The organism is Staphylococcus sp. HGB0015, assembly GCF_000411275.1.
Lineage (GTDB): Bacteria > Bacillota > Bacilli > Staphylococcales > Staphylococcaceae > Staphylococcus > Staphylococcus schleiferi.
On the sequence record NZ_KE150418.1, the window covers coordinates 658,491 to 684,988 of the forward strand.

23 protein-coding genes and 2 pseudogenes are annotated in these 26,498 nt (G+C 37.1%); 21 read left to right on the top strand and 4 right to left on the bottom strand.

The features are described from left to right. Positions 1-658: 658 nt before the first annotated feature. From HMPREF1208_RS09500 to HMPREF1208_RS09535, 8 genes are all read left to right on the top strand, one after another. Positions 659-1,318 carry an NAD(P)-binding oxidoreductase gene (locus tag HMPREF1208_RS09500; protein ID WP_016426167.1) on the top strand — a complete coding sequence of 220 codons (660 nt, stop codon included), beginning with the start codon at positions 659-661 and terminating at the stop codon, positions 1,316-1,318. A 274-nt stretch (positions 1,319-1,592) separates the two neighbouring features. Then, positions 1,593-3,314 carry an oligopeptide ABC transporter substrate-binding protein gene (gene opp4A / locus HMPREF1208_RS09505; RefSeq protein WP_016426168.1) on the top strand — a complete coding sequence of 574 codons (1,722 nt, stop codon included), beginning with the start codon at positions 1,593-1,595 and terminating at the stop codon, positions 3,312-3,314. A 174-nt stretch (positions 3,315-3,488) separates the two neighbouring features. Next, positions 3,489-4,502, top strand: coding sequence for an ABC transporter ATP-binding protein (locus tag HMPREF1208_RS09510; RefSeq protein ID WP_016426169.1), 1,014 nt, complete (start codon positions 3,489-3,491; stop codon positions 4,500-4,502). Continuing rightward, positions 4,492-5,481 (top strand): ABC transporter ATP-binding protein, encoded by a 990-nt coding sequence (locus tag HMPREF1208_RS09515; RefSeq protein WP_016426170.1) that lies wholly within the window; start codon positions 4,492-4,494, stop codon positions 5,479-5,481. Before HMPREF1208_RS09510 ends, HMPREF1208_RS09515 begins: the two co-directional genes overlap by 11 nt. After that, positions 5,478-6,440 (top strand): oligopeptide ABC transporter permease, encoded by a 963-nt coding sequence (gene opp4B / locus HMPREF1208_RS09520; protein WP_016426171.1) that lies wholly within the window; start codon positions 5,478-5,480, stop codon positions 6,438-6,440. The genes HMPREF1208_RS09515 and opp4B overlap by 4 nt, the downstream gene beginning before the upstream one ends. A 12-nt stretch (positions 6,441-6,452) precedes the next feature. After that, positions 6,453-7,346: an oligopeptide ABC transporter permease gene (opp4C, locus tag HMPREF1208_RS09525; RefSeq protein WP_016426172.1), complete on the top strand. Its 894-nt coding sequence runs from the start codon at positions 6,453-6,455 to the stop codon at positions 7,344-7,346. A 219-nt stretch (positions 7,347-7,565) separates the two neighbouring features. After that, positions 7,566-7,826 carry a hypothetical protein gene (locus tag HMPREF1208_RS09530; RefSeq protein WP_207554598.1) on the top strand — a complete coding sequence of 87 codons (261 nt, stop codon included), beginning with the start codon at positions 7,566-7,568 and terminating at the stop codon, positions 7,824-7,826. A 322-nt stretch (positions 7,827-8,148) separates the two neighbouring features. Then, positions 8,149-8,892 carry a trypsin-like serine peptidase gene (locus tag HMPREF1208_RS09535; protein WP_016426174.1) on the top strand — a complete coding sequence of 248 codons (744 nt, stop codon included), beginning with the start codon at positions 8,149-8,151 and terminating at the stop codon, positions 8,890-8,892. A 304-nt stretch (positions 8,893-9,196) separates the two neighbouring features. Here HMPREF1208_RS09535 and sdaAA read toward each other — a convergent pair whose 3' ends face one another. From sdaAA to HMPREF1208_RS09550, 3 genes are read right to left on the bottom strand one after another with little or no spacing between them, the layout of a single operon-like run. Next, entirely contained in the window at positions 9,197-10,096 is a 900-nt protein-coding gene (gene sdaAA, locus HMPREF1208_RS09540; RefSeq protein ID WP_016426175.1) for an L-serine ammonia-lyase, iron-sulfur-dependent, subunit alpha, read from the bottom strand. 14 nt (positions 10,097-10,110) lie between these two features. Further along, positions 10,111-10,788, bottom strand: coding sequence for an L-serine ammonia-lyase, iron-sulfur-dependent subunit beta (sdaAB, locus tag HMPREF1208_RS09545; RefSeq protein WP_016426176.1), 678 nt, complete (start codon positions 10,786-10,788; stop codon positions 10,111-10,113). Between the two features lie 15 nt (positions 10,789-10,803). Further along, positions 10,804-11,835, bottom strand: coding sequence for a PTS sugar transporter subunit IIC (locus HMPREF1208_RS09550; protein WP_016426177.1), 1,032 nt, complete (start codon positions 11,833-11,835; stop codon positions 10,804-10,806). A 464-nt stretch (positions 11,836-12,299) separates the two neighbouring features. Here HMPREF1208_RS09550 and HMPREF1208_RS09555 point away from each other — a divergent pair, with 464 nt between their 5' ends. Both HMPREF1208_RS09555 and HMPREF1208_RS09560 read left to right on the top strand, forming a co-directional pair. After that, positions 12,300-12,479: a hypothetical protein gene (locus HMPREF1208_RS09555; protein ID WP_016426178.1), complete on the top strand. Its 180-nt coding sequence runs from the start codon at positions 12,300-12,302 to the stop codon at positions 12,477-12,479. A 226-nt stretch (positions 12,480-12,705) separates the two neighbouring features. Beyond that, the gene (locus tag HMPREF1208_RS09560) at positions 12,706-13,551 is read left to right on the top strand and encodes a metallophosphoesterase (RefSeq protein ID WP_016426179.1); all 846 of its coding nucleotides are present in this window, start codon (positions 12,706-12,708) and stop codon (positions 13,549-13,551) included. A 197-nt stretch (positions 13,552-13,748) separates the two neighbouring features. Here HMPREF1208_RS09560 and HMPREF1208_RS09565 read toward each other — a convergent pair whose 3' ends face one another. Next, the gene (locus HMPREF1208_RS09565; protein ID WP_016426180.1) at positions 13,749-15,236 is read right to left on the bottom strand and encodes an aldehyde dehydrogenase family protein; all 1,488 of its coding nucleotides are present in this window, start codon (positions 15,234-15,236) and stop codon (positions 13,749-13,751) included. A 719-nt stretch (positions 15,237-15,955) separates the two neighbouring features. Here HMPREF1208_RS09565 and HMPREF1208_RS09570 point away from each other — a divergent pair. The 11 genes and pseudogenes from HMPREF1208_RS09570 to cobA form a co-directional block, all read left to right on the top strand. After that, a pseudogene (locus HMPREF1208_RS09570) lies at positions 15,956-16,657 on the top strand (PTS transporter subunit IIC); the annotation flags it as partial. Positions 16,658-16,752: 95 nt separating this feature from the next. Further along, a pseudogene (locus HMPREF1208_RS09575) lies at positions 16,753-18,284 on the top strand (SLC13 family permease); the annotation flags it as partial. A 478-nt stretch (positions 18,285-18,762) separates the two neighbouring features. Next, positions 18,763-19,338 (top strand): hypothetical protein, encoded by a 576-nt coding sequence (locus HMPREF1208_RS09580; protein ID WP_016426183.1) that lies wholly within the window; start codon positions 18,763-18,765, stop codon positions 19,336-19,338. Between the two features lie 12 nt (positions 19,339-19,350). Further along, positions 19,351-19,527 carry a hypothetical protein gene (locus HMPREF1208_RS12250; protein ID WP_016426184.1) on the top strand — a complete coding sequence of 59 codons (177 nt, stop codon included), beginning with the start codon at positions 19,351-19,353 and terminating at the stop codon, positions 19,525-19,527. Between the two features lie 219 nt (positions 19,528-19,746). After that, positions 19,747-20,565, top strand: a complete 819-nt coding sequence (locus tag HMPREF1208_RS09590) for a formate/nitrite transporter family protein (protein WP_016426185.1) — start codon at positions 19,747-19,749, stop codon at positions 20,563-20,565. Positions 20,566-20,736: 171 nt separating this feature from the next. Beyond that, positions 20,737-21,288, top strand: coding sequence for a GNAT family N-acetyltransferase (locus tag HMPREF1208_RS09595; protein ID WP_016426186.1), 552 nt, complete (start codon positions 20,737-20,739; stop codon positions 21,286-21,288). A 343-nt stretch (positions 21,289-21,631) separates the two neighbouring features. Beyond that, a complete protein-coding gene (locus tag HMPREF1208_RS09600) occupies positions 21,632-22,372 on the top strand; it encodes a sirohydrochlorin chelatase (RefSeq protein WP_016426187.1) in 741 nt (246 codons plus the stop codon). Continuing rightward, positions 22,354-22,815 carry a precorrin-2 dehydrogenase/sirohydrochlorin ferrochelatase family protein gene (locus HMPREF1208_RS09605; protein ID WP_016426188.1) on the top strand — a complete coding sequence of 154 codons (462 nt, stop codon included), beginning with the start codon at positions 22,354-22,356 and terminating at the stop codon, positions 22,813-22,815. Before HMPREF1208_RS09600 ends, HMPREF1208_RS09605 begins: the two co-directional genes overlap by 19 nt. After that, positions 22,808-25,213 carry a nitrite reductase large subunit NirB gene (gene nirB / locus HMPREF1208_RS09610; RefSeq protein ID WP_016426189.1) on the top strand — a complete coding sequence of 802 codons (2,406 nt, stop codon included), beginning with the start codon at positions 22,808-22,810 and terminating at the stop codon, positions 25,211-25,213. Before HMPREF1208_RS09605 ends, nirB begins: the two co-directional genes overlap by 8 nt. A 5-nt stretch (positions 25,214-25,218) precedes the next feature. Further along, the gene (gene nirD / locus HMPREF1208_RS09615; protein WP_016426190.1) at positions 25,219-25,533 is read left to right on the top strand and encodes a nitrite reductase small subunit NirD; all 315 of its coding nucleotides are present in this window, start codon (positions 25,219-25,221) and stop codon (positions 25,531-25,533) included. Continuing rightward, positions 25,521-26,465, top strand: a complete 945-nt coding sequence (cobA, locus tag HMPREF1208_RS09620; protein WP_016426191.1) for a uroporphyrinogen-III C-methyltransferase — start codon at positions 25,521-25,523, stop codon at positions 26,463-26,465. Before nirD ends, cobA begins: the two co-directional genes overlap by 13 nt. Positions 26,466-26,498: the final 33 nt, after the last annotated feature.

Genomic DNA, 26,498 nt, shown 5'->3' on the forward strand with positions numbered 1-26,498 from the left:
GAGTCGAGACTCCCGAGGCATAGAGCCGAAACCGAAAATCCATTTTGGCTTCTTATGAGCTACAATAAAAGCCAAAATTAGTTGAGGTAAGGCGCCTGGGAAAGCGAGACTCGAAGAAGCAATCGGAAGTTTGCGACTTAATTATTATAGACACATAACCACCATATAAAGTGTACAGCCTTTTAATGATTAAAAAGGGAAGAATATTAATGATACGATGTATTTAAATGTTACTATCCGTTTCAGTGTGATTGAAGGGAGGGATTTAATTGACACGTTTTGTAAACCGGTATTATTTTACTTTAATCTTTTTTACTCTTTTAACTATTTTCTCTTTCCCACTGACACAAAAATTTTCTCAAAATACAAAATTATACTTTCTTATGTATATTGTAGTTATCTTTTTCATATTGGGAATGGAATATTTTTTAAATAGGACTCATGATATTAAGAATAAAAACAAGTGGATGCTATTTACTGTCTATCCACTAGCTTTGATTTTAATATTTGCTTACATGTTGTACGCGCTAATTTAATTGATTGAAAGAGGATGTGATAAGTTAGATCTTATACACGCTTTATTGAGCAGAATCAAAGGCGTGTGTATTGATTTGTACTATCATGAAAAGTGAGATGAACAGATAGAGGAGGAATCTTTATGACAAAGACTTTACTTTTAGGTGCTAATGGTGGCGTAGGTCAACATTTAGTGACGTTATTCCAATCAACCGGTACAGATTTTACAGCGAGTGTGCGTGACCATGCACAAAAAGAAGCGTTAGAATCAAAAGGTATTGCCACAGTTTATATTGATATTGAAAAAGAATCTATCGAATCGTTAGCAAAGTTGTTTCAAGATTATAATCAGGTCATTTTTTCAGTCGGTTCTGGAGGACATACAGGGGCAGATAAAACAATCATTATTGATTTAGATGGTGCTGTCAAAGCGATTAAAGCAAGTGAAGCGGCAAAAGTGGAAAACTTTATTATGGTTTCAACCTACGACTCTCGACGTGAAGCGTTTGATGCGAACGGAGATTTAAAACCTTATACTATCGCAAAGCATTATGCGGATGACTATTTAAGACGAAGTGCACTAACAGCGACTATCGTACATCCAGGTGCATTAACAAATGGTTCGGGTACAGGGAAAATCCGTGCTGCGCAGTATTTTGATCAACCGAATGATAGAAAAATTCCACGAGAAGATGTCGCAGCCGTTTTATTTGAAGTCGCGACGAACCCTCAACACTGGGGGAAAGAATTTCAAATTTTAACAGGTGAAACGCCGATTGCCGAAGCATTATCAACATTGTAAATAACTGTTTTTGTTAGTTGATATTGCGCTACGGTATCACTTTTTTAGAACAATAATGTCTTATATGAATAGAGGTATTATTGTTCTTTTTTTGTGTAAAATATTCTATTTATTGATGATTGAGACTTAATTTATAAGAAAAATATTTACATATGTTGCTATAAATCAATTTCAAAAATTAATTTTAAAAATAGCTATTGACAAAAAATTCAGAAAAATATAATAATAGTAAGGAAAAGACATTTTCTAATTATTATATTAAGGGGGAACGCCAATGAAAAAGGCTTATCGTTACGTGTTGTTTTTAGCACTAAGTGTCGTTTTAATATTATCAGCTTGTGGAAAAGGCGGGGATACGACTAAGAGCGATAATAATAAAACTGCAAAAAGTGATGCTAAAGGAGGAACTTTAAATGTAGGTATCGCTGAAGCACCTGAAGGTAATTTTCAATCTATTTTTGCAGGTTCAACTGGTGACTCAGGGGTGATTGACTATTTCAATGATTCACTGATTGAGGTGGATGACCACTTACAAATCAAACCTAAAATTTTGTCATGGGAAAAGCATAAAGATAATGATCTTACTTATACATTCAAGATTAAAAAAGGAATTAAGTGGCAAGATGGTAATCCTTTAACGATTAATGACTGGATCTTCACTTTAGAAACAATTGCAGATCCTGATTATGATGGTCCAAGATACAGTAGCGTTGATATCATTAAAGGGGCAGAAGAAAAGCATAAAGGTCAAGCACAGAACATCAGCGGAATTAAGAAAATTGATGATTATACTGCTGAATTAACATTTAAAGAACATAAAGCTAATAATTTGTTAGCACTATGGACGTCAGCGCCAATTAGTGAAAAAATATTTAAAAATATTCCAGTGAAAGATATGGCAAAATCTGATGCGGCTCGTAAGCATCCTATCGGTATTGGTCCATATAAAGTTAAAAACATTGTTGATGGAGAGTCTATAGAATTAGTTAAAAATAAAGACTACTGGCAAGGCGAACCAAAACTCAACAAAATCAATTTACGTGTAGTAGAACAAACGTCTATGACGCAAGCACTTGAAAAAGGCGATATTGATATGGCTTCCATTACGGCTCCGATTGCTAAAGAAATCAAAGATAGTGGTTCAAGTAACTTGAAATTGTTAGAGTCACCATCAACATCATATGCGATTATCGGTTTCGTATTAAACGATTATGACAAGAAAAGTCAGAAAATTGGCAAAGAAAGACCGAAATACCAAAATAAAAAATTACGTCAAGCGATGGCTTATGCAATCAATCGTAAAGAATGGATCGATGCGTTCTTTTATGGTTATGGTAAACCATTAAATGGTCTCATCCCATCAGCGCACTGGAGTGGTGCTAAAAAAGGTGACGTGAAGGAATATGAGTATAACGTTAAGAAAGCGAAAAAGTTATTAGATGAAGCAGGTTATAAAGACAAAGATGGCGACGGTTGGCGTGAAGATCCAGATGGTAAACCATTTGTCGTTAAATTGAAACATTATTCGGGCTCTAACCCTACATTTGAACCACGCTCATCAGCACTTAAAGGTTATTGGGAAAAGGTAGGACTTAAAACAAAAGTTGAAATGGAAGAGTTTGGTAAGTATTCTTCTGACTTAGAAAAAGCTGACAAAGATATAGAAGTTTATTTCAGATCATGGTCACAAGGTGCGGATCCAGACCCATCAGATCTATATAAATCTACAGCGTTATGGAATGAATCACGCTATAACAATCCTAAAGCAGATAAACTATTAAATGAAGCGTTGGATTCGAAAGTCGTTGGAGATAGTAATAAAAAGCGTAAAGAAAAATATTTAGAATGGCAAAAGATTATGGCTGAAGATGTACCTGTTATTCCGCTTGTTGAATTGAAAGATGTGACAGTTGTAAATAACAGAGTGAAAAACTTCGAAGTTTCATTGAAGGGCTCTAACCCTATTTATGAATGGACTGTTGAAGATAAAAAGTAACAGTTCAACTGTTAGGATGAATGTGAGAAGGGTGGGGTGACGAATAACGTCCCTCTCCTTTTCTTATATTCAAGTATAAAAGTTGTGATTAATGCATAGCGTTTTGTTTTTAAAGGATCATTTTACGTTTTAATATATGACGAACATTTAAATGGGCAAATTAGGGGTGAAAAAATGAATAATAGCAATTTGTTAGAAGTGAAAAATTTATCAACCGCATTTTACATAGAAGGCGAACCGCATCAAGCGATTTCTAATGTGAATTTGGAAGTAAAGAAAGGTGAAATTTTAGGCATTGTAGGCGAATCGGGATCGGGGAAATCTGTTTTGAGCTTATCGATTTTAAAGCTTCTGCCCGAAAAAATTGCGACAATTGCATCAGGTGAAGTGACATACAAAGGGGAACGTATCGATGATATTCAAGCCGATCAATTTAATCGTGTTCGAGGTAAAGAAGTTGCGATGATTTTCCAAGAGCCTATGACATCTTTAAATCCAGTTTTTACCATTGGAAACCAACTTATGGAAATGTTGACGTTACATTTAAAAATTTCTAAAAAAGAAGCAAAAGCGAAGGCGGTTCAATTATTGAAAGACGTGGGTATCCCACGACCAGATAAAGTGATAGATGAATATCCACATCAATTATCCGGAGGGATGCGTCAGCGTGTGATGATTGCAATGGCAATTTCATGTTCACCGCAGTTGCTCATTGCTGACGAACCTACGACTGCATTGGATGTGACGGTCCAAGCACAAATATTAGAACTCCTTAAACGTATTCAGCAAGAAACGCAAATGGGTGTCATTTTTATTTCTCATGATTTAGGGGTGATTTCTGAAATTTGTGATCGTGTGGCCGTCATGTATGCAGGTAAAGTTGTTGAAACTGCTCCAGTAGAGGAGATTTTCCGCCATCCTAAACATCCATATACAAAATTACTCCTCAGAGCTATCCCGCGTTTAGATGTTCAACAAGATAAGCTAGAAACGATTAAAGGTTCTGTTCCGAGTTTAAGTGAACTCCCCCAAGTCGGTTGTCGTTTTGCGAATAGGTGTCCGAATGTGATGCCAATATGTTCAAAACAAAATGTCAATGCTATTTCAATAGCCGAAGAACACCAAGTGTTTTGCCATTTATACGATGATGACGGACAACTAAAGGAGGGGAATGTCCATGGTAAGTGAAAATATTTTGGAAGTGAAGAATCTGAAACAATATTATCCGATTAAAGGTGGCGTGTTCCAACGAAAAGTGGGTGAAGTGAAAGCCGTCGATGATATTTCATTTTCTATAAAAAAAGGGCAGACAGTAGGCTTGGTTGGAGAATCAGGTTGCGGAAAATCGTCAGCAGGTCGCACAATTTTATGTTTACAAAAAGCGGATGAAGGCGAGATTCTATTTTGTGGCCAAGATTTAACAAAGCTTAAAGGTAAAGCTTTGAGAGAGGCACGCAAAGGATTTCAAATGGTGTTTCAAGATCCATATGCATCACTCAATCCTATGCAAATGGTCGGTGACATTGTAGGAGAACCAATTAGAAACTATTATAAGAAAAAACAAAGAGAGATTGAAGATGAAGTGAAAGGCCTGTTAAGACGCGTTGGCTTAAATGATGCTGATTATTATAAATATGCGCATGAATTTTCAGGTGGACAACGTCAGCGTGTCGGTATTGCACGGGCATTAGCACTTAAACCTAAGCTGATTATTGCCGATGAACCGGTCAGTGCATTGGATGTGTCAGTCCAATCACAAGTATTAAATATCATGGATGAATTACAAGAAGAATTCGGTCTTAGTTATCTTTTTATTGCGCATGATTTAAGTGTTGTAAAGCATGTCAGTGATTATATTTGTGTGATGTATTTAGGACATATTTTAGAGCAAGGACCAGCTGAAGAAATTTATAAAAATCCTTCGCATCCTTATACACAGTCTTTAATTTCCGCAATACCAGAAATCAATCCAGACCATAGAAAAAAACGTATTTTACTTGAAGGTGATTTGCCTTCGCCGAGTCATCCCCCTAAAGGGTGTCCATTTCATACAAGGTGCCCTGTGGCAGAGCCAAGATGTGCTGAAATGAAACCAGCCCATGTCGAAGTGAGCGAAGACCATTATGCGGCATGTATATTATTAAATGATGGAGGGATGACAAAATGACAACATTGATTACAAGACGTATTTTATTAATGATTCCAATGCTTTTATTGATGTCTATCGTGATTTTTACAATTGCTAAGTTACAGCCAGGTGACGCATTTTCTGGCAACATGGATCCGAAAGCAGGACCTAAATACTATGAAGAGGAACGGGAAAAATTAGGCTTAAATAAACCAATCCATGTCCAATATCTCAAGTGGGGTGAGCGCGTCTTACAAGGTGACTTAGGTGATTCCATCCGTTATAAGCGTCCAGTTATGGACTTAGTTAAAGAAAGAATGCCGAACACGATTTTACTTGGCGTAATCAGTCTTGTGATTACATATTTGATTGCCTTTCCTTTAGGGATTTTATCAGGTCGAAAACCGTACAGTTTGTATGACTATAGTATTCAATTATTGAATTATTTAATGCTTGCCATTCCATCATTTGTTGCAGGTGTGTTTGCAATTTATATTTTTTCATTTCAATTGGGCCTTTTCCCATTTTCAGGTTCAGTTGAAATTGGGTTAGAGCCAGGTACGGCACCTTATTATGTAAGTAAAATTTATCATGCCATTTTACCTGGTACTGTGTTAGGCCTGTTGTCTACAGCGAGTTATGTTCAGTTTTTAAGAAATGACATTATTGAAAACTCTCGAAAAGATTACATCCGCACAGCACGTGCTAAAGGTTTATCAGAATCTAAAATCTACAATAAACATATTTTAAGAAACTCGATTATCCCTATCGTTACGTTTTTTGGTGCCGACGTTTTATCTGTTTTTGGGGGTGCGGTGATTACAGAAACCATCTTTTCTTATCCGGGTGTCGGTAAGTTACTTATTGATGCGATTAGTGGTAAAGATTATCCATTAATGATGGCGTTGCTCTTATTCTTTTCATTTTTAGGCTTATTAGCCAATTTGATATCGGATGTCACATACAGCATCGTTGATCCGAGAATTAAGAGTAACTAGGAGGGAAAAGAGATGGATAAATTAAAAAAAGTAAAAAGTAAATCACCTTTAGCGATAGCACGCAAAAAATTCTTGAAAAATAAACCTGCGATGATTGCAACGATGATATTAGCCCTTATTGTAATTATTTCATTTTTAGCGCCTTTATTAGCGCCATATAATCCAAATGAACAAAACCTTGTATTAATTAAAGGGGATATGTCGTCAGAACATTGGTTAGGGACAGACTCAGGGGGACGTGATATTTTAAGTCGCTTGCTCTATTCTGGACGCGTTTCATTAATGTTTGGTTTCTTCACTTCTGTAGGATTGATGACATTAGGCATTATTATCGGTATGATATCTGGATATTATGGCGGATGGGTAGATACGATCTTAATGCGTTTCACTGAATTTGTAATGCTATTCCCTTTCATCCCATTTGCAGTTGTATTAAATGCGACTTTCAGTGGTAAAATTGAAAATCAATATGGCTCAGCTATCGTTTTAGGTGCGGTATTGATTGCTTTGTCTTGGGTTGGGATTGCCCGAATTGTGCGCGGTAAAGTGATGCAAGAAAAAGAAAATGAATACTTTTTGGCAGCTAAATCCATCGGGACGCCGGTTTATAAAATATTGCTCAAACACCTACTGCCGAATATTTTAAGTGTAATCATTGTTCAAGCGACCCTCGTATTTGCGGTACAAATTGTAGCTGAAGCGGGTCTTAGCTTCCTTGGATTCGGTATTAGTAAAAGTGTCCCAACATGGGGTAATATGTTGACAGATGCACAAGAAGGCGATATTTTAAGAAGCAAACCATGGATATGGATGCCACCTGCAATTATCATTACAACAACTATTTTATGTATCAACTTTATTGGAGAAGGGCTTAAAGATGCACTGAATCCTAAATCGAATCGCTAATTGAAAGTGATGGAGATAACAATCTAATAGTTAATGATTAAGCACATACAAGACTTTTCTTTTAGTCATTTCACATATGGATTAAAACACGATACAATAAAGAAAACGATTTAAAAACAGCTTTTAGTTTATAGATTGCGCAAGTCATGATAAACAATACGTCTGAGTAGGGTGCTATGGCTTGTGTCATTGGGATATCACGTTTAAACAAAGGGAGTGATGAAAGTGCTTAAAAAGTTAGTCATTCTATTTTTCGCAATGGTCATTACGACAACAATTAAAGAAACTTATTTTGTGGCAGGAACTTGGCAGTATTTACTGTTACAATCACTTTCATTAAGTTTAATTCTATTCTTTATTTATCATTTCATTGTATTTCAATTAGGGTCAAAGCGTGATGCAACACACCATGAGCATCATCATGCAGTACAAGAACGAGAAGAACATGAGCAAGTGACCCAACGTGTAGTACGCAAATAAGTGAAGTTTTAGTAGTTGCATTATGTATCACTGTGCTTTAATTTGTATCATTGATAATGAGGTAGGACGATGGAATCTAATCCATTTCAGTCCTACCTTTTTTATCGACAAGTTCGCGCTATCTGACTAGCTTTGAATTCTTTATAGATAGCGGTTTATATTTTTATCTTTATGTGTAAGTTATCTTCTTTTGTTTTAAAATACGTGTGTACAAAAAACTTTTCCAATAAATAAGTTAAATGATAAATAACTTAAAAAGTTGTTGATTATTAATTATAAAAATATTATACTATAATCATCAAATAGAAAAGGAAGTGTCCGAATGGAAAAGTTTAAAAAAGTTTTTATGCTTGTCGTACTTCTTTTAGCCATGGTTCCTGTTATTTTCTCACAGGGCAGTTTTACAGCAAAGGCCAATAGTGGAATCTATCCGATTAACGGCTCTGATAAGGCACCTCATAATATTGTGGGAAGACTTGATTTTAAAAATGGTCACTCTGGTACAGGCTTTGTCATTGGTAAAAATACTGTCGCTACAAATAGACATGTTGCGAATAATTTTAAAGGTAAAGATAGTGGCACGTTTAAGTTAGCGTTCAATCAAAAGAATAATGGCCCTAAGTCATTAGGTGATTTTAGTGTAGTAAGTGTTAAATTTGCGCCAAATCAAAATGATGATGTTGCGATTTTAACAGTTGTTCCTAAAAATGGTAATAAAAATGTTGGTGAAGTCGTTAAACCAGCGAATATTGTTGATGCAGATTTTATCGATAAAAACTGGCTTGGAACAGCAAACAACCAATTACATATTGCAGGTTATCCAAATTTAGGAGATCGAAACATTATGTGGGGTTCAGACGGAAAAATTTTAGATTTCGCTTTTAATAGTAATCGTACTTATAAATCTGATATTCTTGCAAGTCCAGGTGCATCAGGTTCACCGTTATTTAATAAAAATAACCAAGTTGTGGGTATTAACAGTAGTTTTTATGCAGATGATCCTAAAGTAAGCGGTGGCTTTTTATTTAAAGAAGATCTATTGCAATTTGTATTAGATAACAGATAGAATCCTTATAAACAATGAGAATCGTAATGACATATCATACAAAGTCGATGGTATGAAAAAGTCGGGACATCAATCCTCAAAAATAGCGCTAAGATGATTTTTAATCGAAAATCGTCTCAGCGCTTCTTTTTTATGATAAAAACTCGCTTACCGAGGGGACAGCCTCATCGCGTTTCTGTTTCAATTAAGCCAAATTGAGATGAGGCTTCAGTCCCTAAGCAAGCGAATCTATGGGGGAGAGTGGATTAAAAATTTTTGTCTCGTCCCATTTGATTTTTAGGTTGTTGTTCAACCTGCAAATAAATTAAGAGAATATTTCTTTTTTCTGTGCATGTCCAAAGATCTTTTCTTTGATTGCTTGTCCAGTCGGTGTTCCAGCTAGACCGCCGATTCCTGTTTCGCGTAATGAAGCTGGTAAGTTTCGGCCCACTTTGTCCATTGCCATAATGACTTCGTCCACAGGAATACGGCTTTCAACGCCTGCTAAAGCTAAATCTGCAGAAATGAGCCCGTTACCTGAACCAATCGCATTACGCATAACACAAGGGATTTCAACTAAGCCAGCAACTGGATCACAAACAAGTCCAAGTAAGTTACTAAGACTGATAGCAATTGCATGACCTGCTTGTTGAGGTGTACCTCCGAACACTTCGACTTCAGCGGCTGCAGCAATGGCTGAAGCTGTACCCACTTCAGCTTGGCATCCACCAGTAGCACCTGCTACCGAGGCATTGTTTGCAATAATCATACCGCACATCGAGGCAGCAAATAGAAATTGGAGCATTTGTTCATTGCTTAACTCATGAGAAGCTTCTAATTTGAAGAGCACACCCGGTATTGTTCCTGAAGAACCCGCTGTAGGGGTCGCACAAATAATTCCCATTGCTGCATTGACTTCATTTGTAGCAATCGCTCCTTTGACCGCCGTCATCATATCGTAACCTGATAACGCTTGATGAGTTTGATTATATTCATGAACTTTAATGGCATCTTGACCAGTATAGCCTGTGACACTTTTAACGCCTTTACTCGTTGTTCCTTTTTCAACAGCATCTCGCATTGTATCTAAATTTTGTTGCATCATATCGAGGACTTCTTCTCTAGACATGCCGCGTGTAGACATCTCCTGCGCAATCATAATTTCTGCAAAAGTTGTGTCGTGTTGTTCAGCATACGTAATTAATTCTTCCATAGTATCAAACATAGAAATCCCTCCATTTATTGTATATATGAAAAGTTTAAGCAAGGATAAGCCGTTTTTAATGAAGTTAATAATGATTCATCAATGGGCTTATTTAAATGTAGTGCTAGAAGACAACGACCTGCATTCATCGTTTTAATTTCTTCATTAATATCTACTTCTTTTTCGACAAGTTGATTGATCAAATGATTCACTTCAGATATCGTACATTCGCCATCAATAACGAGAATATTCGGTGTATGTGACATGAGAATACACATTTGATTGACGTGGATACTTTTCACTTTAAATGCGCCACCACCAATAGAAATTCCATTTAATTCGACGTGACGCGAGCCGTGATCTAATTGAATTAAGGCGCAATTCGGATGTTCCCCTAAACTCGTTCCAGGTTCTTCAATAAATTCAAAGTCAATACCCTGTTCTTTAGCAATTTTTGTAGAGGATTTAATACGTGGGTCAGATGTATTGAAATTAAGTAAGCCTCCGATGATTGCTAAATCTGTCCCATGACCACGGTGTGTTTCTGCGAAAGATTCGTAATAATGTACTTTAATTTTTTCAGGTGTATCACCTAGAATTGCGCGTGCAGCTTTTCCGATTTTAACGGCGCCTGCTGTATGTGAACTTGAAGGGCCCATCATTACTGGACCAATAATATCGAATGCACTTTGATAATCTTTTGTACGAGCCATAATGCGTTTCACTCCTTAACTAGTTTGTTGTTTTAATTGAGGTGTATGCACATTGAATGTAAGTCGTTTTTTGCTAATAAATGTACTGATGATATAACTTAAAAGGATGCTAATGATTGCGACAACAACAATCGTAATGGCTGTGCGCAATGCATCATTAAAGCCTAGGGCAACAATCGGACCTGCAATTGGCGTTGCCATACCTGGTTGATTGACGACAATACCCATATAAGTGATGAATAAGCCGTTGACCATGCCTACAATTGCGTTCGTACCATATAGCTGAATGGGATATTTTGCAATGATATCAATTTGTGTGAGGGGTTCAATAGCGACTGCAAATGCTTTACCAGAGTTACCAATTTTTAATTTTTTAAACAGTACAAAGTTTGCAAACGAGCTACCCATACATCCTAGGGCTCCGATTGCCATTGGAATACCTGTTAAACCGAGTAAACTTGTGAAAACCATCGAACTGAGCGGTGTCATACCTACAACAGGTACAATCGCACCTATAACAAGTGCAAGCGCATAAGGGTTATTATCACCAACAGCAGTTACCGCAGAACCAATTTGTTTAAGAACAGCGATCACGCTTGGTGAAACGAGAGATGCAACCCCATAAGCTAAAGCAGGGGAGACTAAAATAACGACAATCAAATCTAAACCTTCCGGAACATATTTTTCTATAGCTTTAATTCCAAAACCGACGATATAAGCTGCGATAAATGCAGGTAAAAGTTTAAAATCATATAACACCAAACCGGTTAATACCGCAAAGACAGGGTTGATACCAAACTTTAAGCAAGTCAAAATACCTACTGCAACCCCGCTTAAGCTACCCGCAATTTCTCCTAATTTGATAAAGTATTCCAAGTGTAATACACCACCGATGGCATACTTTAAAAACGCTTCAGGTAAAAATGATGCACATGCTGCACCCGATAAGGCTTGTAAGCTGACTTTACCGTTTGGTGCAAATTTTAAGAATAATGTCATCGCCAATAAGACGACCAGTAGTGTTCCAATTCCTAAAATAAAATCCATAACTTTTCCTTCTCTCTTAATTTGCTTTTTAAGTTTTGGATAGCTATCAAAACACCCTCATCATAAAGGCATTTTAGATGCTGTGCAAGCCCTTACATTATACTAAAAATGCAATTTTTCATGTTGTTAACATAATTAATTATATATTTATATAGATTGTGAAAATGAATGTAGTGTTTAATTGTTCATAATACTAAAATTTATCTAAGTATTTCACATTAAAGTTATAATACGATAAATCAAATTGATTTAATATGACATATTTGTGAATTAATAAAAGTTTAAATATTATTAATTTTCAATCTTATAAAATTACTCAATTTGAATCAAAATACTGCAATAAGTAGTGAGTGATAAATTATGATAATTATGTGAATGGAATCACAAAAATGATGAAATTAAGTTGGATTAGGTGTATAATACAAATAGGGAAAGGAAAGCAATAATTAAAGGATGTGTTAAAAATGAGAAAAGCAATTTTAGAACTAATCCGTTCTAACCAAAGTTGTTACGAAATTTACATTCATACTGGTGTAAGCCAAGGTATTATTTCAGACATCCGCTCTGGCTATCGTACATTAGATGATATTAGTTTACGTGACGCTGAACGCCTTTACGATTATGCGCAACTCGTTGCTGCATAATATTTAAAATATGAGAATACTAACCGAGAGAGAATAAGAGAATAGATGGAAAAGCATATACTCATAAAACCATAGACCTTTCAAACTGGTACGTTTCAAATGTTCCGTTTAGAAAGGTCTTTTAATTTTGTCTATATCGAATATAAGAAGATAAGGTAATGGAAAAAGCAAGATATTACACGTTTGTCATGCCATTCTGGGATAATACTTATAAGGGGGAAGCATGATGAAAATCGGTACTTTATCAGATATCCATTTTGATCGACATCAACAATTACGGATGGAAGATTATATTGAAGCGCTAGCGCAGTTGACGCGTCAAAAAGCGTTAGACATGCTGATTATTGCAGGTGATATTTCCAATCACCATAGCACTACATTGCGCTTTATCGCACAGTTGACTGATAAAGTTGAGTGTAGCGTGTATTTTATTCCAGGCAATCACGATATTTGGCGTCAAGCTGATGAAACAATCACTTCGGAAGAAATTTTAGCTTTATATACAGCGCATCCCCAGTGCCTCATCAATCAACCGCTTGAATTAGGACAATATGTCATCGTTGGCCATATGGGTTGGTATGATTATCGCTATGCAAGTGACAAATATACTTTGGAGAAATTGGAAAAAGGGAAGCATTACGGGGCGACATGGCAAGATAAAGTCCATACGAATTTTGAACAATCTGATCAGATGCTATCCAAACGTTTTGCAGAATCAGTGTTCCATCAATTAGAGCCTTATCAACATCATAAAGTTATTTTAGTCACACATGTTGTAACACATCCGAAATTCGTTGTCCCTTTACCGCATCGGATTTTCGATTTTTTCAACGGTTTTATTGGGACACAAGATTTTGATTGTATTTATGAAAACTATGACGTGGCGTACAGTGTGATGGGGCATGTTCATTTTAGAAAAAGATACACCGAAAATGGCACGACGTATCTTTGTCCTTGTCTTGGCTATCCGCGAGAATGGAGAGGTGGCGATCTCTACACAGAACTCAAAGACGCATTGCAAATGATTGAGCTTCCAGATAGTGATAATCAACACGATTCCAAGCATGTGTAATATAAAAGTATGTCATTGGCCTTGTCACAGCATTTAAATTATAGTAATAAATAGATTGCAAAAGCGTAAGCGTATGTAAAATACAGTGGATAACGATAAAAAAACGACGGAATCAAGTGCACTACAAGATTCCGTCGTTCTATTTATTTTAGGAGAGCGTTATTAAATTATTATTCACACAAGTTGTTTCAAGTTATTTAGTAAAGACCTTTTGTTTCGTTGCTAATGTCTATATAAATATTTTTAACTTGTTGATAGTTTGCAATGGCATCTTTATAAGTTTCACGACCAATACCTGATTTTTTGTAGCCTCCGAATGGCGCACCTTCAGGAACTTGGTTATACGTGTTGACCCATACACGACCTGTACGGACATTTTTAGCTACATTTAATGCACGGTTGATATTTGTTGAGAAAACACCACCAGCTAAGCCGTATTCAGAGTCATTAGCGATTTGAATCGCTTCTTCATCGTCTTTCACTTTAATAATTGTTAATACAGGACCAAAGATTTCTTCTTGCGCTAATTTATTTTTATTATCTTTCACTTCGATTAGTGTAGGTTCAAAGAAATGACCTTTATCTAATCCGTTATCAGTTAAACGGTGACCGCCGACAAGAATATTGGCATCATTTTCTTTCGCATAGTCGATATAACCTTGAATTTTATCGATTTGTGCTTGGCCTGTTTGAGAACCCATTTGTGTTGCACTATCAAGTGGATCGCCAACTCGAATTTGTTTAAATGCTTCAACAAGTCGTGGTACAAGTGTGTCATAAATTTTTTCATGCACAAGTAAACGAGAACCTGCACTACATACTTCACCTTGGTTGAATAAGATACCGAGTTGGATGCCTTCTAAAGCTAAATCTAGGTTTGCGTCATCTAAAATAATATTGGCACTTTTACCACCAAGTTCAAGTGTTGCGGGTACGATACGTTTTGCACCTGCTTCTGCAACTTGATAACCCACATCAGTAGAACCAGTGAATGATAATTTGTCGACACCTTCATGATTGAAAATCGCGTTACCAGATTCTGAACCTTTACCTGTTACGACGTTGACAACACCTGCTGGTAAAACTTCTTGGAAGATTTTAGCCAGTTCAATTAAACTTAGCGGTGTCGAAGAAGAAGGTTGAATAACGACTGTGTTACCAGCAGCTAAAGCTGGACCTAATTTCCATGAAGCAAGTAACATTGGGAAGTTCCATGCAACGACAGCACCGACAACACCAATGGGTTCGTGTTGAATAATGCTCATAACATTGTCTTCAATATTGTTGAGAGAACCTTCATCCGTATCCACAACACTTGCGAAATATTGGTAATGGCGTGCTGCAGAAGGAATGTCGATATTTGCAGACTCACGAATTGCTTTACCTGTATTCAATGTTTCAATTGTCGCAAAATGATCTTTTTTCTCCATTAATTTATCATGGATTTGACGTAATAAATTTGAACGTTCTTGTTTTGATTTGCGGCTCCATTCTGGAAATGCGTCTTGCGCTGCTTTAACAGCTTTATCGACGTCTTGTTCATTGGCTTTAGCGACTTTTGCTAAAACTTCGCCTGTTGCTGGATTGCTGACATCTAAGTACTCGCCAGATTCTGGCTTTACAAATTCTCCGCCAATAAACAGTTCATATTGATCAGAAACATAATCCTTAACATTGATACCCATAATATTGCCTCCTTTTAGTTCAACATTATAAAAAGCGTTATATTTTTGTGTTGTGAATTCATTGGTGAGCGACTTTTTAAAATGTTCCAAAACAAATCTTTCATAGTCTTATTTTAAATCGATATGTCTAAAAGGTAAATTAATCTGACTCATTAAGAAAAATGTGCCTTTCGAAAGGCGGTAAAATGATTGATGCGTAAGACGGGGTAATAAAAAAACAAGCCTCCATAAAAGGAGGCTTGCATACTGGGGAAAGAGAAGTTAAACCGTATCAACGGCTCATGCTTCTAAACATTGTAGTCATGAGTTTTTTATGGAAGACTCATGTTAGAAAATGACTGACACCTTAGTTAGGTAATGAATTCAATTGTTTAATATGATTACTCTTGAGGAAAAATGAACAATCAAATTTACCTGTGACACTTCATCTTATCAGAGATGTGTGAGAAGTATCTGCAAGCAATTATAGCTGAGTTCCAAACTTTTGTAAATAGGAAACATTTCGATTTGTAAAAATTTATCATTCTCGAGTCTGAGAAAAAGTCCGTACTCTTGTCGGATGTGTCATGAAAAATCAAGGGGTATACTGTACATAGAACAGTAAATCAATATTCCCATTAGATAAACTGTTCACACTCATCTCAGTGTAAGTATACTTGATCACCCCGATAAAAAATCAAGTATCCTAAACCTCCTTTAAAGATAAGATAAGTTAAGCCTTAGTCGCCGTTGAAGTGAGTCGATTATATGCATCTAAAACAAAAATCGATATCATTGTCTCTCCATTTTTAACATTAGTGATAGGTGGCGTTGTGGCAAAGTTTTTAGGCCCTTTTCTAAATCAAATGATGCGTGCCATTGGAAGAGTGATTGTTATCTCTACAGAGCAGCAAACATTTTTAATGGGAATTTTAGTTGCGGTTATCTTTGGATTGTGTCTGACTGCACCGATTTCCAGCGCTGCGTTAGTCTTGATGCTTGATTTATCAGGATTAGCAGCAGGTGCAGCAACAATCGGATGTGTCTGTCAGATGGTTGGTTTTGCTGTTACAGGCTATAAAGATAACGGCATCAGTGGTTTGATTTCAATTGGGATTGGAACAAGTATGTTGCAGGTACCAAATATTTTATTAAAACCATTCATTCTTATCCCACCTACACTCGCAAGCGCAATCATTGCACCGATTATGACAACAATGTTTCCGATGACCAATAATGCGGCAGGTGCAGGAATGGGAACGAGTGGCTTTGTTGGTCAAATTATGACGATACATACGATGGGAAGTCAATTAGATACATGGATACGTATTGCTGTCTTCCACTTTATTTTACCTATCGCAGTGACTTATGTGATTTATCATTTTATGCGTAAGCGTCAATGGATTCACGATGGGGATCAAAAGTTAAATGTAAGTGAGTAAAATATCTTTAAAATTTTGTGAATGTTAAAACACGTATATCTTTTTAAAGCGCTTTCTTGTTACAATAAGGTTAAAGATCTCAACAAAGGGGGCGCCATGTATGGCAACATCTTCAAAGAAGAAAGAGGGAACAACATTTAAGCCTTTATGGTTTATCTTAAGTTTTGTAGCACTTTTTATAGTGCTTTTATTACCGACATCAGACCAGCTTCCAGTGATGGGAAAATGTGCGTTAGCTATTTTAGCGTTTGCAGTCATTTTATGGGTCACTGAAGCGGTCACTTATCCGGTATCAGCGACAATGATTGTCGGTTTGATTATTTTACTTCTTGGCTTTAGTCCAATTCAACATCTTACTGAGTCGCTTGGAAATCCTAAAGTTGGGGGCCAAGTCTTAAAAGGGGCAGATGTATTTGGCACAGGAAACGCGTTAAAACTAGCCTTCAGTGGTTTTTCATCTAGTGCTGTTGCGTTAGTTGCTGCCGCACTGTTTCTCGCCACAGCAATGCAAGTCACAAATTTACATAAACGACTCGCTTTATTAGTTCTATCACTTGTAGGTAATAAAACGAAGCGCATCGTCATTGGGGCCATTTTAGTTTCAATTATTTTAGCCTTTTTCGTACCTTCTGCAACTGCACGTGCAGGCGCGGTTGTGCCTATTTTACTCGGTATGGTCGCTGCATTTGGTGCTGCAAAAGAAAGTAAACTCGCAGCTTTACTAATCATTACAGCGGTTCAAGCTGTTTCGATATGGAATGTTGGGATTAAAACTGCAGCGGCACAAAATATTGTGGCAGTTAACTTTATCAATGATCAGTTAGGTCATGATGTCTCATGGGGCGAGTGGTTTTTATATGCAGCACCATGGTCTATCGTCATGTCGATTGTGCTTTACTTTGTCATGCTCAAAGTCGTACCGCCAGAAAAAAATGAAATTGAAGGTGGCACAGAGCTCGTTAAACAACAACTCGCTGAACTCGGTCCTGTAAAACCTAAAGAGTGGCGTTTAATCATCATCTCTGTCTTATTATTAGTATTATGGTCAACGGAAAAAGTATTACATCCAATTGATTCATCATCAATCACATTATTAGCTTTAGCCGTGATGTTAACGCCAAAAATTGGTGTTATGAGTTGGAAAGAAGCAGAACAGCGTATCCCTTGGGGAACGATTATTGTTTTTGGAGTAGGGATTTCATTAGGAAATGTACTATTACAAACACATGCCGCGCAATGGTTGAGCGATGCAACATTCGGATTGTTAGGCTTAAAAGGAATGCCAATCGTTGCGACAATCGCGTTGATTTCTTTATTTAATATTTTAATCCATCTCGGATTTGCAAGTGCGACAAGTTTAGCTTCAGCATTAATTCCAGTATTCATCTCATTGACTTCAACTTTAAGTCTAGGAGATCATGCGATTGGCTTTGTACTTATCCAACAGTTTGTGATTAGCTTTGGTTTCTTATTGCCTGTCAGTTCACCACAAAGTATGCTCGCATACGGTACAGAAACATTTACAGTTAAAGATTTCTTGAAAGCAGGTATTCCGATTACTGTGATTGGCTACTTGCTCGTTGTGTTATTCAGTATGACTTATTGGCAATGGCTTGGCCTATTGTAAAGTCACCTTAGTATCAATGAATAAAAGGTGAAAGGATATGCCGTTGCTTTAACTATATGATGCCAGGTGTTGAGACATCAATCCCAAAATAACTAGCGCTCAGATGATTTTTAATAGAAATTCGTCTGAGGGCTTACTTTTATGTATATCATTATTTACGATTAGAGTTAAAAACAAGTCACTTTCGTCTCATATCATTAATCACGACAAAAATTAAAAAAACGACAAATTGATATGGGTTTATCGCGCTTCTATTTCAATTAAGCCAAATTGAGTTGAGACTTTAACCCCTAAACAAGCGTCTTCATGAATGTAGGGTAATCAAGAATATTATGTTCCAGACCTTTATACGACTTACCATAAAATATAAATGAGTTGTGGGTGTAGTTTCTTTTACTGATATTGTCAAAATATTAAAAATTAATATTATGAATAAGTGATAAAATGAGAATGGGGCAAACAAAGTGGGGTTGATACCATGAATTTATATAGAAAATTAAGGCAGTTTGGTGTTGAAGATTTAAAAATATTAGAGAATGTGACTTTTCAAACCGTCACGAATCTAATGGAACTCAATAAAGAAGAGGCGAAGCAACTAGAAGTCGACATGCAAATCGCTGGCTATACATTTCAGCAGCCCGTTGCTTTAGATGCACACCATGTAGAATTACCCGTTCAGATTGAATGTGATTTAGACTGTGAAAACGCACCAAAAATGAAAAAAATGCGTGATTTCATTATCGGTTGTATCACTTATGATACACTCATGCTTGATCGTGTGATGACGCACACGCAACTACAAATCATCTTGAATGAAACACGTATTTTTGAAGACTTAACCCAATTCAAATTATTTTTATGGAACCATCGTGAAATGTTAACGCATGTGCAAATTTCACATTTGCTGTCGCATGGATATAAGGGCGCGGCACGCGTAGATATTGAAGATGTGTATCATCAAAAATATGTTTTGGTGCTATTTGTGGAGTTTGACAGTCATAAAAAAGAGGCGGGTATACGTCAAGTTAAAGCAAACTTATTATCTATTACGTAGGAGGACGATGTCATGAACGAACGTTATTTGAAAGTTTTAGGTCTTTATTTTGTCAGTGCAGCAATTCCTGCTTTACTCGATAAAATCAATTCATCAAACTGTTTCTTTAAGTGGTTTACAAAAACAGTGATTGGCTACGGTATTTTTGCGAGTGGCTTAAAAATAATGAAAAAGTATAAACATTCCTAATTATATTGATTTGAAAAGTCACCTAGAATGTGGCAATCACCTCTTTTAAGGAAAGGGAAGCAATAGAAAGTAAAGCTTGTATCACACATTTTATTTTCTATTCCCTTTCCTTTTTTTATTCGCTGATGATGATGTACAACATTGTAGGGCGTCATGTAAAATGGAAGCAGCAAGGTTAAAACAAAACATCAACTTAAAAATTAAAATGGAGGCTTTGAAATGGGGATTCAAAAACCGTCAAAAACAATTGAGGATACCTATGCGTCGCGTCATACAATTAATGACATTATCCATGCGGTAGCGATGAAAGAGGTCATGCTTGATCGCGTAATGCCACGTTATATGGTTAAATCTATGATGTCTGGATTTTTATTAGCGATTGTAACGGTCTTTATGTTAGCTATTAAAACGCAAATGGCCGGTGCTTTACCCGGGGTGGTCAACTTAATGGGCGCCATCGCATTCAGCATTGCCTTAGTCTTAATCGTCTTGACACATTCTGAATTATTAACGAGTAACTTTATGTATATGACAGTTGGGATGTACTATCGAACAATTTCTATCACAAAGGCGATGTGGTTGTTTATTGTTTGTTTTATTGGCAATATTTTAGGTGCTTTTGTGTTATTTATTTTAATGTATTTTACAAAAGTAATGACGCCAGAGATGGTACATGCATTAACCGCAACTGTTACAGCCAAAACGGTTGAACCCACGTGGCATGCGATACTCGTTAAAGCCATTTTTGCAAACTTTTTTATTAATATTGGGATTTATGTCTCTATGCAATTTAAAGAAGGTCTCTCAAAAGCTTTCTTTATTGCAGTTGGCGTTATTATTTTCGTATTTATGGCTTATGAACACGTCGTATATAACGCAGGTTTATTTGTAGGTATGATTTTCTACAATTTCGATGGCCTTTCAGGGTTAGGCGTATTAAAAAACATCGTCTTTGCTTTTATTGGTAACTATATTGGTGGAGGCTTGATGGTCGGCTTGCTTTACGCTTATCTTAACGGTTCACGTCGCGTGGAATAAGGTCTATGCTTATTCTGAAAAAGCTTTATTAATACAGAGAACGCTCATTTTTAAATAGAATGGTCATATAATGACCCGCGGTGAATACGCTTCGGTTGGAGCGTATTCTTTTCTATCCTACTTTATATTTGATAATCTACTTATGAATCTTATGGGAAAAGGGGAGAGAAAATGTCTCAAATCAATATCCGGTTGGCGACATTGGATGATGCTGAGAGATTGCAACAACTGATGTATCGCGCATTTACACCGTTAAGAGAAGTGGGCATCGATTGGCCGTCTGTGAATGTCGATTTAGAAATGATCGAAAAAATTATTAAGTACAATGCTGCGTATGTATTGGAGAAAGATGGAGAAGTGATTTCAACGTTAAGTATTCGCTTTCCTTGGGAGCCTAAAAATCCAGTGTCGAAATATCCGTTTGTTTGGTGGTTTGCAACGGATCCTGATTATAGCGGACAAGGCTACGGACATCAAATGATGTCTTATGTCGAAAATACGATTTTGCGTTATACGCTTAAAGCGCCCGCCGTTGTGTTAGGGACATCTGCACGTAAAATGAGCTGGTTAAAAGATGTATATGAAAGACGTGGCTATGAAACATTTTTTACGCTTGAAGAACCGAGTGGTGATCAAGGTGCCATGATGGTTAAAGTATTAATACCCGAATGTTTTAATCGTTCATTATTAGCACCACCTCCATGGTTTGAAGGTGAGTCTTAAACACCGTACTAGGATAACATTTAATTAGCGTGTTAAATGAACTTAATCATTTATAAAAACCCGAGATTTTCATGAAAGTCCGATAATATCTCGGGTTTTGTCTTGCTTAAAGACGAGGTTAAAATGAGATACGTTGAGATGGATAAGTTACGAGTAATCACTTGGTCAAATAGGTTGTGGTAGTGGCAACTCAAACGTTAAAGCATACGAAATAAAGGTATGATCGAACTAGGGAATTCCCTCAAATTCAGCTGGAGGGGATTCCCTAGTTTTTATGTTTTCTGTGAATTTTATCACATAAACAAACGGATTTCGTCTACAATAAAAGCGTGGGGGTGAAGTGATGGAAAAAGTCATATTAATTGTACACGGTATGAGAAAAGGCGAGCTCAACCAAAAATTAATTCAATTTGTTGACCAATTGTTTGAAGGTGACAAGTTAGATTATGATATTGCGTTTTTAGAGAGTGAAACGAAAGATTTGAACACGACGCTTACAAAGCATATTCGTCAAGGTGCCGACACTTTATATCTTGTGCCATTGTTACTTTTCTCAGCGTCTCATTATTATGAAGATATTGTCGTGGCTTTAGAGGAATGGCAAGCGCAATATCCGAATGTTGTCTTTCATTTAACGAAACCACTCGGTACACATCTTAAGATGGAGACATGGGCGCGTTATCGTATTGAAGCAATGGAACGAACACCAGGTCAAAATGTAGGGGTGGTCCTTCTTGCTCACGGGAGTGAAAGATTCGATGAACCAGATTTGGCCTTAACCCGTATTGCCAATCAACTTTCGACCGCGCAGGAAACTTGCTATCCCAGCATGGTTTATGGGGCATTAGATTTTAAAAAGCGCCTACTACAAATTGCACGACAACATGACACTTTGTGTATTGTTCCGTTTTTCTTATTTGATGGTTTTTTAGTACAACGGACAAAAGCGCAAATTAGAATGATGCAGTTACCTTGTGAAGTGACATTTACAAATGCCATCAACTTTCACCCGATATTAAAAGAAATCATCTTAAGTCGTTTATCTGAATGTCGAGGAGGTGTCCCGTGTATCCAATACAGTTAAATTTATCGAATAAAACGGTCGTCATCATTGGTGGTGGAAAAATCGCTTGGCGGAAATTTAAAAAGGTCATGCATGAAGCGAAGACGGTTAAAGTGGTCAGTCCTGAATTTAATCCGGCGTTTTACACAAGGACGTGGGCACCCCATATCACTTTGGATAAAAAAACTTATGATTCAAAAGACATTGCGGATGCCAATCTCATCATCATCGCAACGAATGACGCAAAGGTGAACCAGCAAGTACGTGATGATGCGCGTCCTGAACAGTGGGTAAATCACACCGGAGATCGACGACAATCTGATTTTTATAATTCATTCGATTTTGTACACAACGAAATGACAATTAGTGTGAGTTCTGAAGGGCAATCTATTCAACGCACACAAGCATACGGCGCAAAAATAAAAGCGTATTTAGAAACGCTTGAGGAGGATTTCCATGAGTAAAACAAGATTATTAATGGTGGGTAACGGAATGGCAGGTGTCCGTACAATAGAAGAAATATTAGAGCGAGATCCTGAGCGCTTTGATATCACAATTATTGGTAAAGAACCGTATCCTAACTATAACCGAATCATGTTATCTAACATTTTACAAAATAAAATGACTGTAAAAGAAACCATAATGAATCCTTATGAATGGTATGAAGAAAATCATATTCAGCTCATTACAGGGGATAAGGTTGTTCAAATTGATCGCGAAAAACAACAAGTTGAAACAGAACAAGGTCAAATTGTGGGCTATGATCAAATGATTATCGCAACGGGGTCAGATTCTTTTATTTTACCGATTGATGGTTCACGTTTAGAAGGTGTTGTCGGTTTTAGAACCATTGATGACACAGAGAAAATGTTAGAGATTGCGAAAACGAAACAAAAAGCAATCGTCATTGGTGGGGGACTTTTAGGACTAGAGTGTGCAAGAGGTCTCGTTGATCAAGGGATGGATGTTACAGTTGTTCATTTAGCAGAGTGGCTCATGGAGGTTCAATTAGATCGTAAAGCCGGTGAACTCCTTAAAAAAGATTTAGAAAAACAAGGTATTAAATTTGAACTTCAAGCCAATACACAAGAAATCTTAGGCGAGAAAAATGTAGAAGGCATCCGCTTATCTGATGGTCGTGTATTAGATGCAGATATGGTTGTAATGGCTGTCGGTATTCGACCTGTCACAAAAGAAGCACGTGCAGCAGGATTAGAAATTGGACGCGGTATCATTGTCGATGATTTTATGAAAACGAGTGATCCTAATATTTATGCGGTAGGTGAATGTGCTGAGCACCGTTCAAAAGTGTATGGTTTAGTTGCGCCATTATATGAACAAGGCAAAATTTTAGCGGACCATATAACAGGACGTCCAACTGAAGGGTATCAAGGTTCAACGACTTTCACTTCATTAAAAGTTTCGGGATGTGATCTTTTTAGTGCAGGTCAAATTACTGAAAACAATGAAGTTCATGGTATTGAGACGTTTAATGGTGTCGATAATATTTATAAAAAAGTCTTCGTTAAAGATAAAGCGATTGTCGGCGCAGTGCTTTATGGAGACACAGAAGAAGGTAATCGCTTCTACAATATGATGAAAAAAGGCGAAACCATTGATGATTATACATTAGTATCCATCTTGCATAAAGCGGGTGAAGTTGACGCCATTAGTGTGGCAGAAATGGATGACGATGAGACGATTTGTGGTTGTAACGGAGTCTCTAAAGGTACAATTGTCAACGCGATTACAGAACAAGGTTTAACATCAGTTGCCGATGTCACACGTGTGACAAAGGCCGGTAATTCTTGCGGTAAGTGTAAAGGACAAATTGCAGAATTACTTGAATATACACTTGGTGATGACTTTGAAGCAAGTGCACCAACGGGTATTTGTGGCTGTACAGATTTATCAAGAGATCAAATTGTGACACAAATTCGCGCAAAAGGATTAAAAACGTCAAAAGAAGTACGTCATGTATTGGACTTTAAAGATAAAGGCGGTTGTCCAAAATGTCGACCTGCACTGAACTATTATTTAAATATGGTCTATCCGGAAGATCATGAAGATGAAAGAGCATCACGCTTTGCCAATGAACGCTACCATGCCAATATTCAAAATGATGGTACGTTCTCTGTGATTCCTCAAATGCGTGGTGGTGTGACGGATGCAGATCAATTGATTCGTCTCGGTGAAGTAGCCAAAAAATATGATGTACCGCTCGTTAAAGTGACAGGTTCTCAGCGTATTGGTTTATATGGTGTGAAAAAAGAAGAATTACCAAAAGTATGGGAAGATTTAGATATGCGCTCAGCTTCTGCATACGGTAAGAAAACACGTTCTGTTAAAAGTTGTGTAGGTAAAGAATTCTGTCGATTTGGTACACAATATACAACAAAATTAGGTATACGTTTAGAAAAAACATTCGAATATATTGATACACCACATAAATTTAAAATGGGTGTCTCTGGATGCCCAAGAAGTTGTGTAGAATCAGGAGTCAAAGATTTTGGCGTAATCGGTGTTGAAAATGGCTTCCAAATATACGTAGGTGGTAATGGCGGTACAACTGTGGAAATCGCTGAACATTTAACAACGGTTGAAACAGAAGATGAAGTGGTTAAACTTTGTGGTGCTTATATGCAGTATTATCGTGAAACAGCGATTTATGCTGAGCGGACAGCACCATGGTTAAGACGTATAGGCTTTGATCAAGTCAAATCGGTTGTCTTGGACCCTGAAAAACAAGAAGCACTCTATGAACGTATTATGGAAGCAAAAGCGGCCGTTTCCAAAGAACCATGGAATGAGATTGTTCAAGATGAAATGAAACAGAAAATATTTGAAGTTGAGAAGGTGTGAGGCATATGTTAAAGGAAAAAGTTAAAGTTGCTAAAGTTTCAGAATTAGAACCTTTAATTGGTAAAAAAGTCATTGTCGGAGATTTAGAAATAGGTTTGTTTCTAACTGAAGCGGGCGAAATTAAAGCTATTCATAACGTTTGTCCTCATAAACAAGGCCCTTTATCAGAAGGAACAGTGAGCGGAGACTATGTCTTTTGTCCATTACATGATCAGAAAATTGATTTGAATACCGGTGAAGTTCAAGCGCCTGATGAGGGATGTGTTGCGACTTATCCTGTTGAAATTGTAGATGGAGATATTTACGTATGTCTGCCTTAAACGCGTCTCCACCTAAAGTTTATCTTATTGGCGCAGGGCCAGGACATCCCTGTTTACTAACTAAAAAAGCAGAGCGTTGCCTTCAAAAGGCAGATGTCATTTTATATGATCAGTTAGTTCATCCCTTTTTACTTCATTTGTCTTCACCAGAGACAGAATGGATTCACGTAGGTAAGACGCCTTATACGAAATATATTAAGCAAGAGCGTATTAATCAGTTAATCGTCGAAAAAGCACAAACCGCACAAACCATTGTAAGACTCAAAGGAGGCGATCCTGCTATTTTTGGGCGGGTCGCTGAAGAAGTTGAAACGTTACGTGCACACCATATTGATTATGAGATTGTTCCGGGGATTACGGCCGCGAGTGCTGCAGTAAGTCAACTAGGAAAAGGCTTAACAGAACGAAATGTATCGACGAATATTACTTTTACGACGGGCCACTTTAAAAACAACGAAGAAAATGAAATTGATATGACGACATTGGAACATGGGGGGACGTTAGCTATTTATATGGGGATTAAACGTTTGCCTCGATTAATGCATGATATTAAAAATAAAATGGGCATCGATTTTCCAGTAGCGATTGTCTTTAATGCGACACATCCTAACCAACGCGTGATAAGTGGAACAGTGAATACCATTGTTGAACAAATTGAAATGTTGCCTGAACGTCTAGGGCCAGGTGTTACCATTGTGGGACAAGTCGTCAGGGATGTGCAAACAGACGTCGCGAACACCTCAAGAAACTACGAAACAGTGTTAATTAGAGGGGAGCGATTGGAAGCGATAGCGCGTGCTTTTGACTATTTCGAAGCGGGGCATCAGGTCGTGATTGATGATCGCCACTATTCTGATTTACATGCTTCTCAAATTGAAAAAATCACCCAACTCATTCAAGATACGACTTTTACACAGGTCGTTGATTTGTAAAAAATTTAAATATCTCGTTAATTAAGTAGAGCT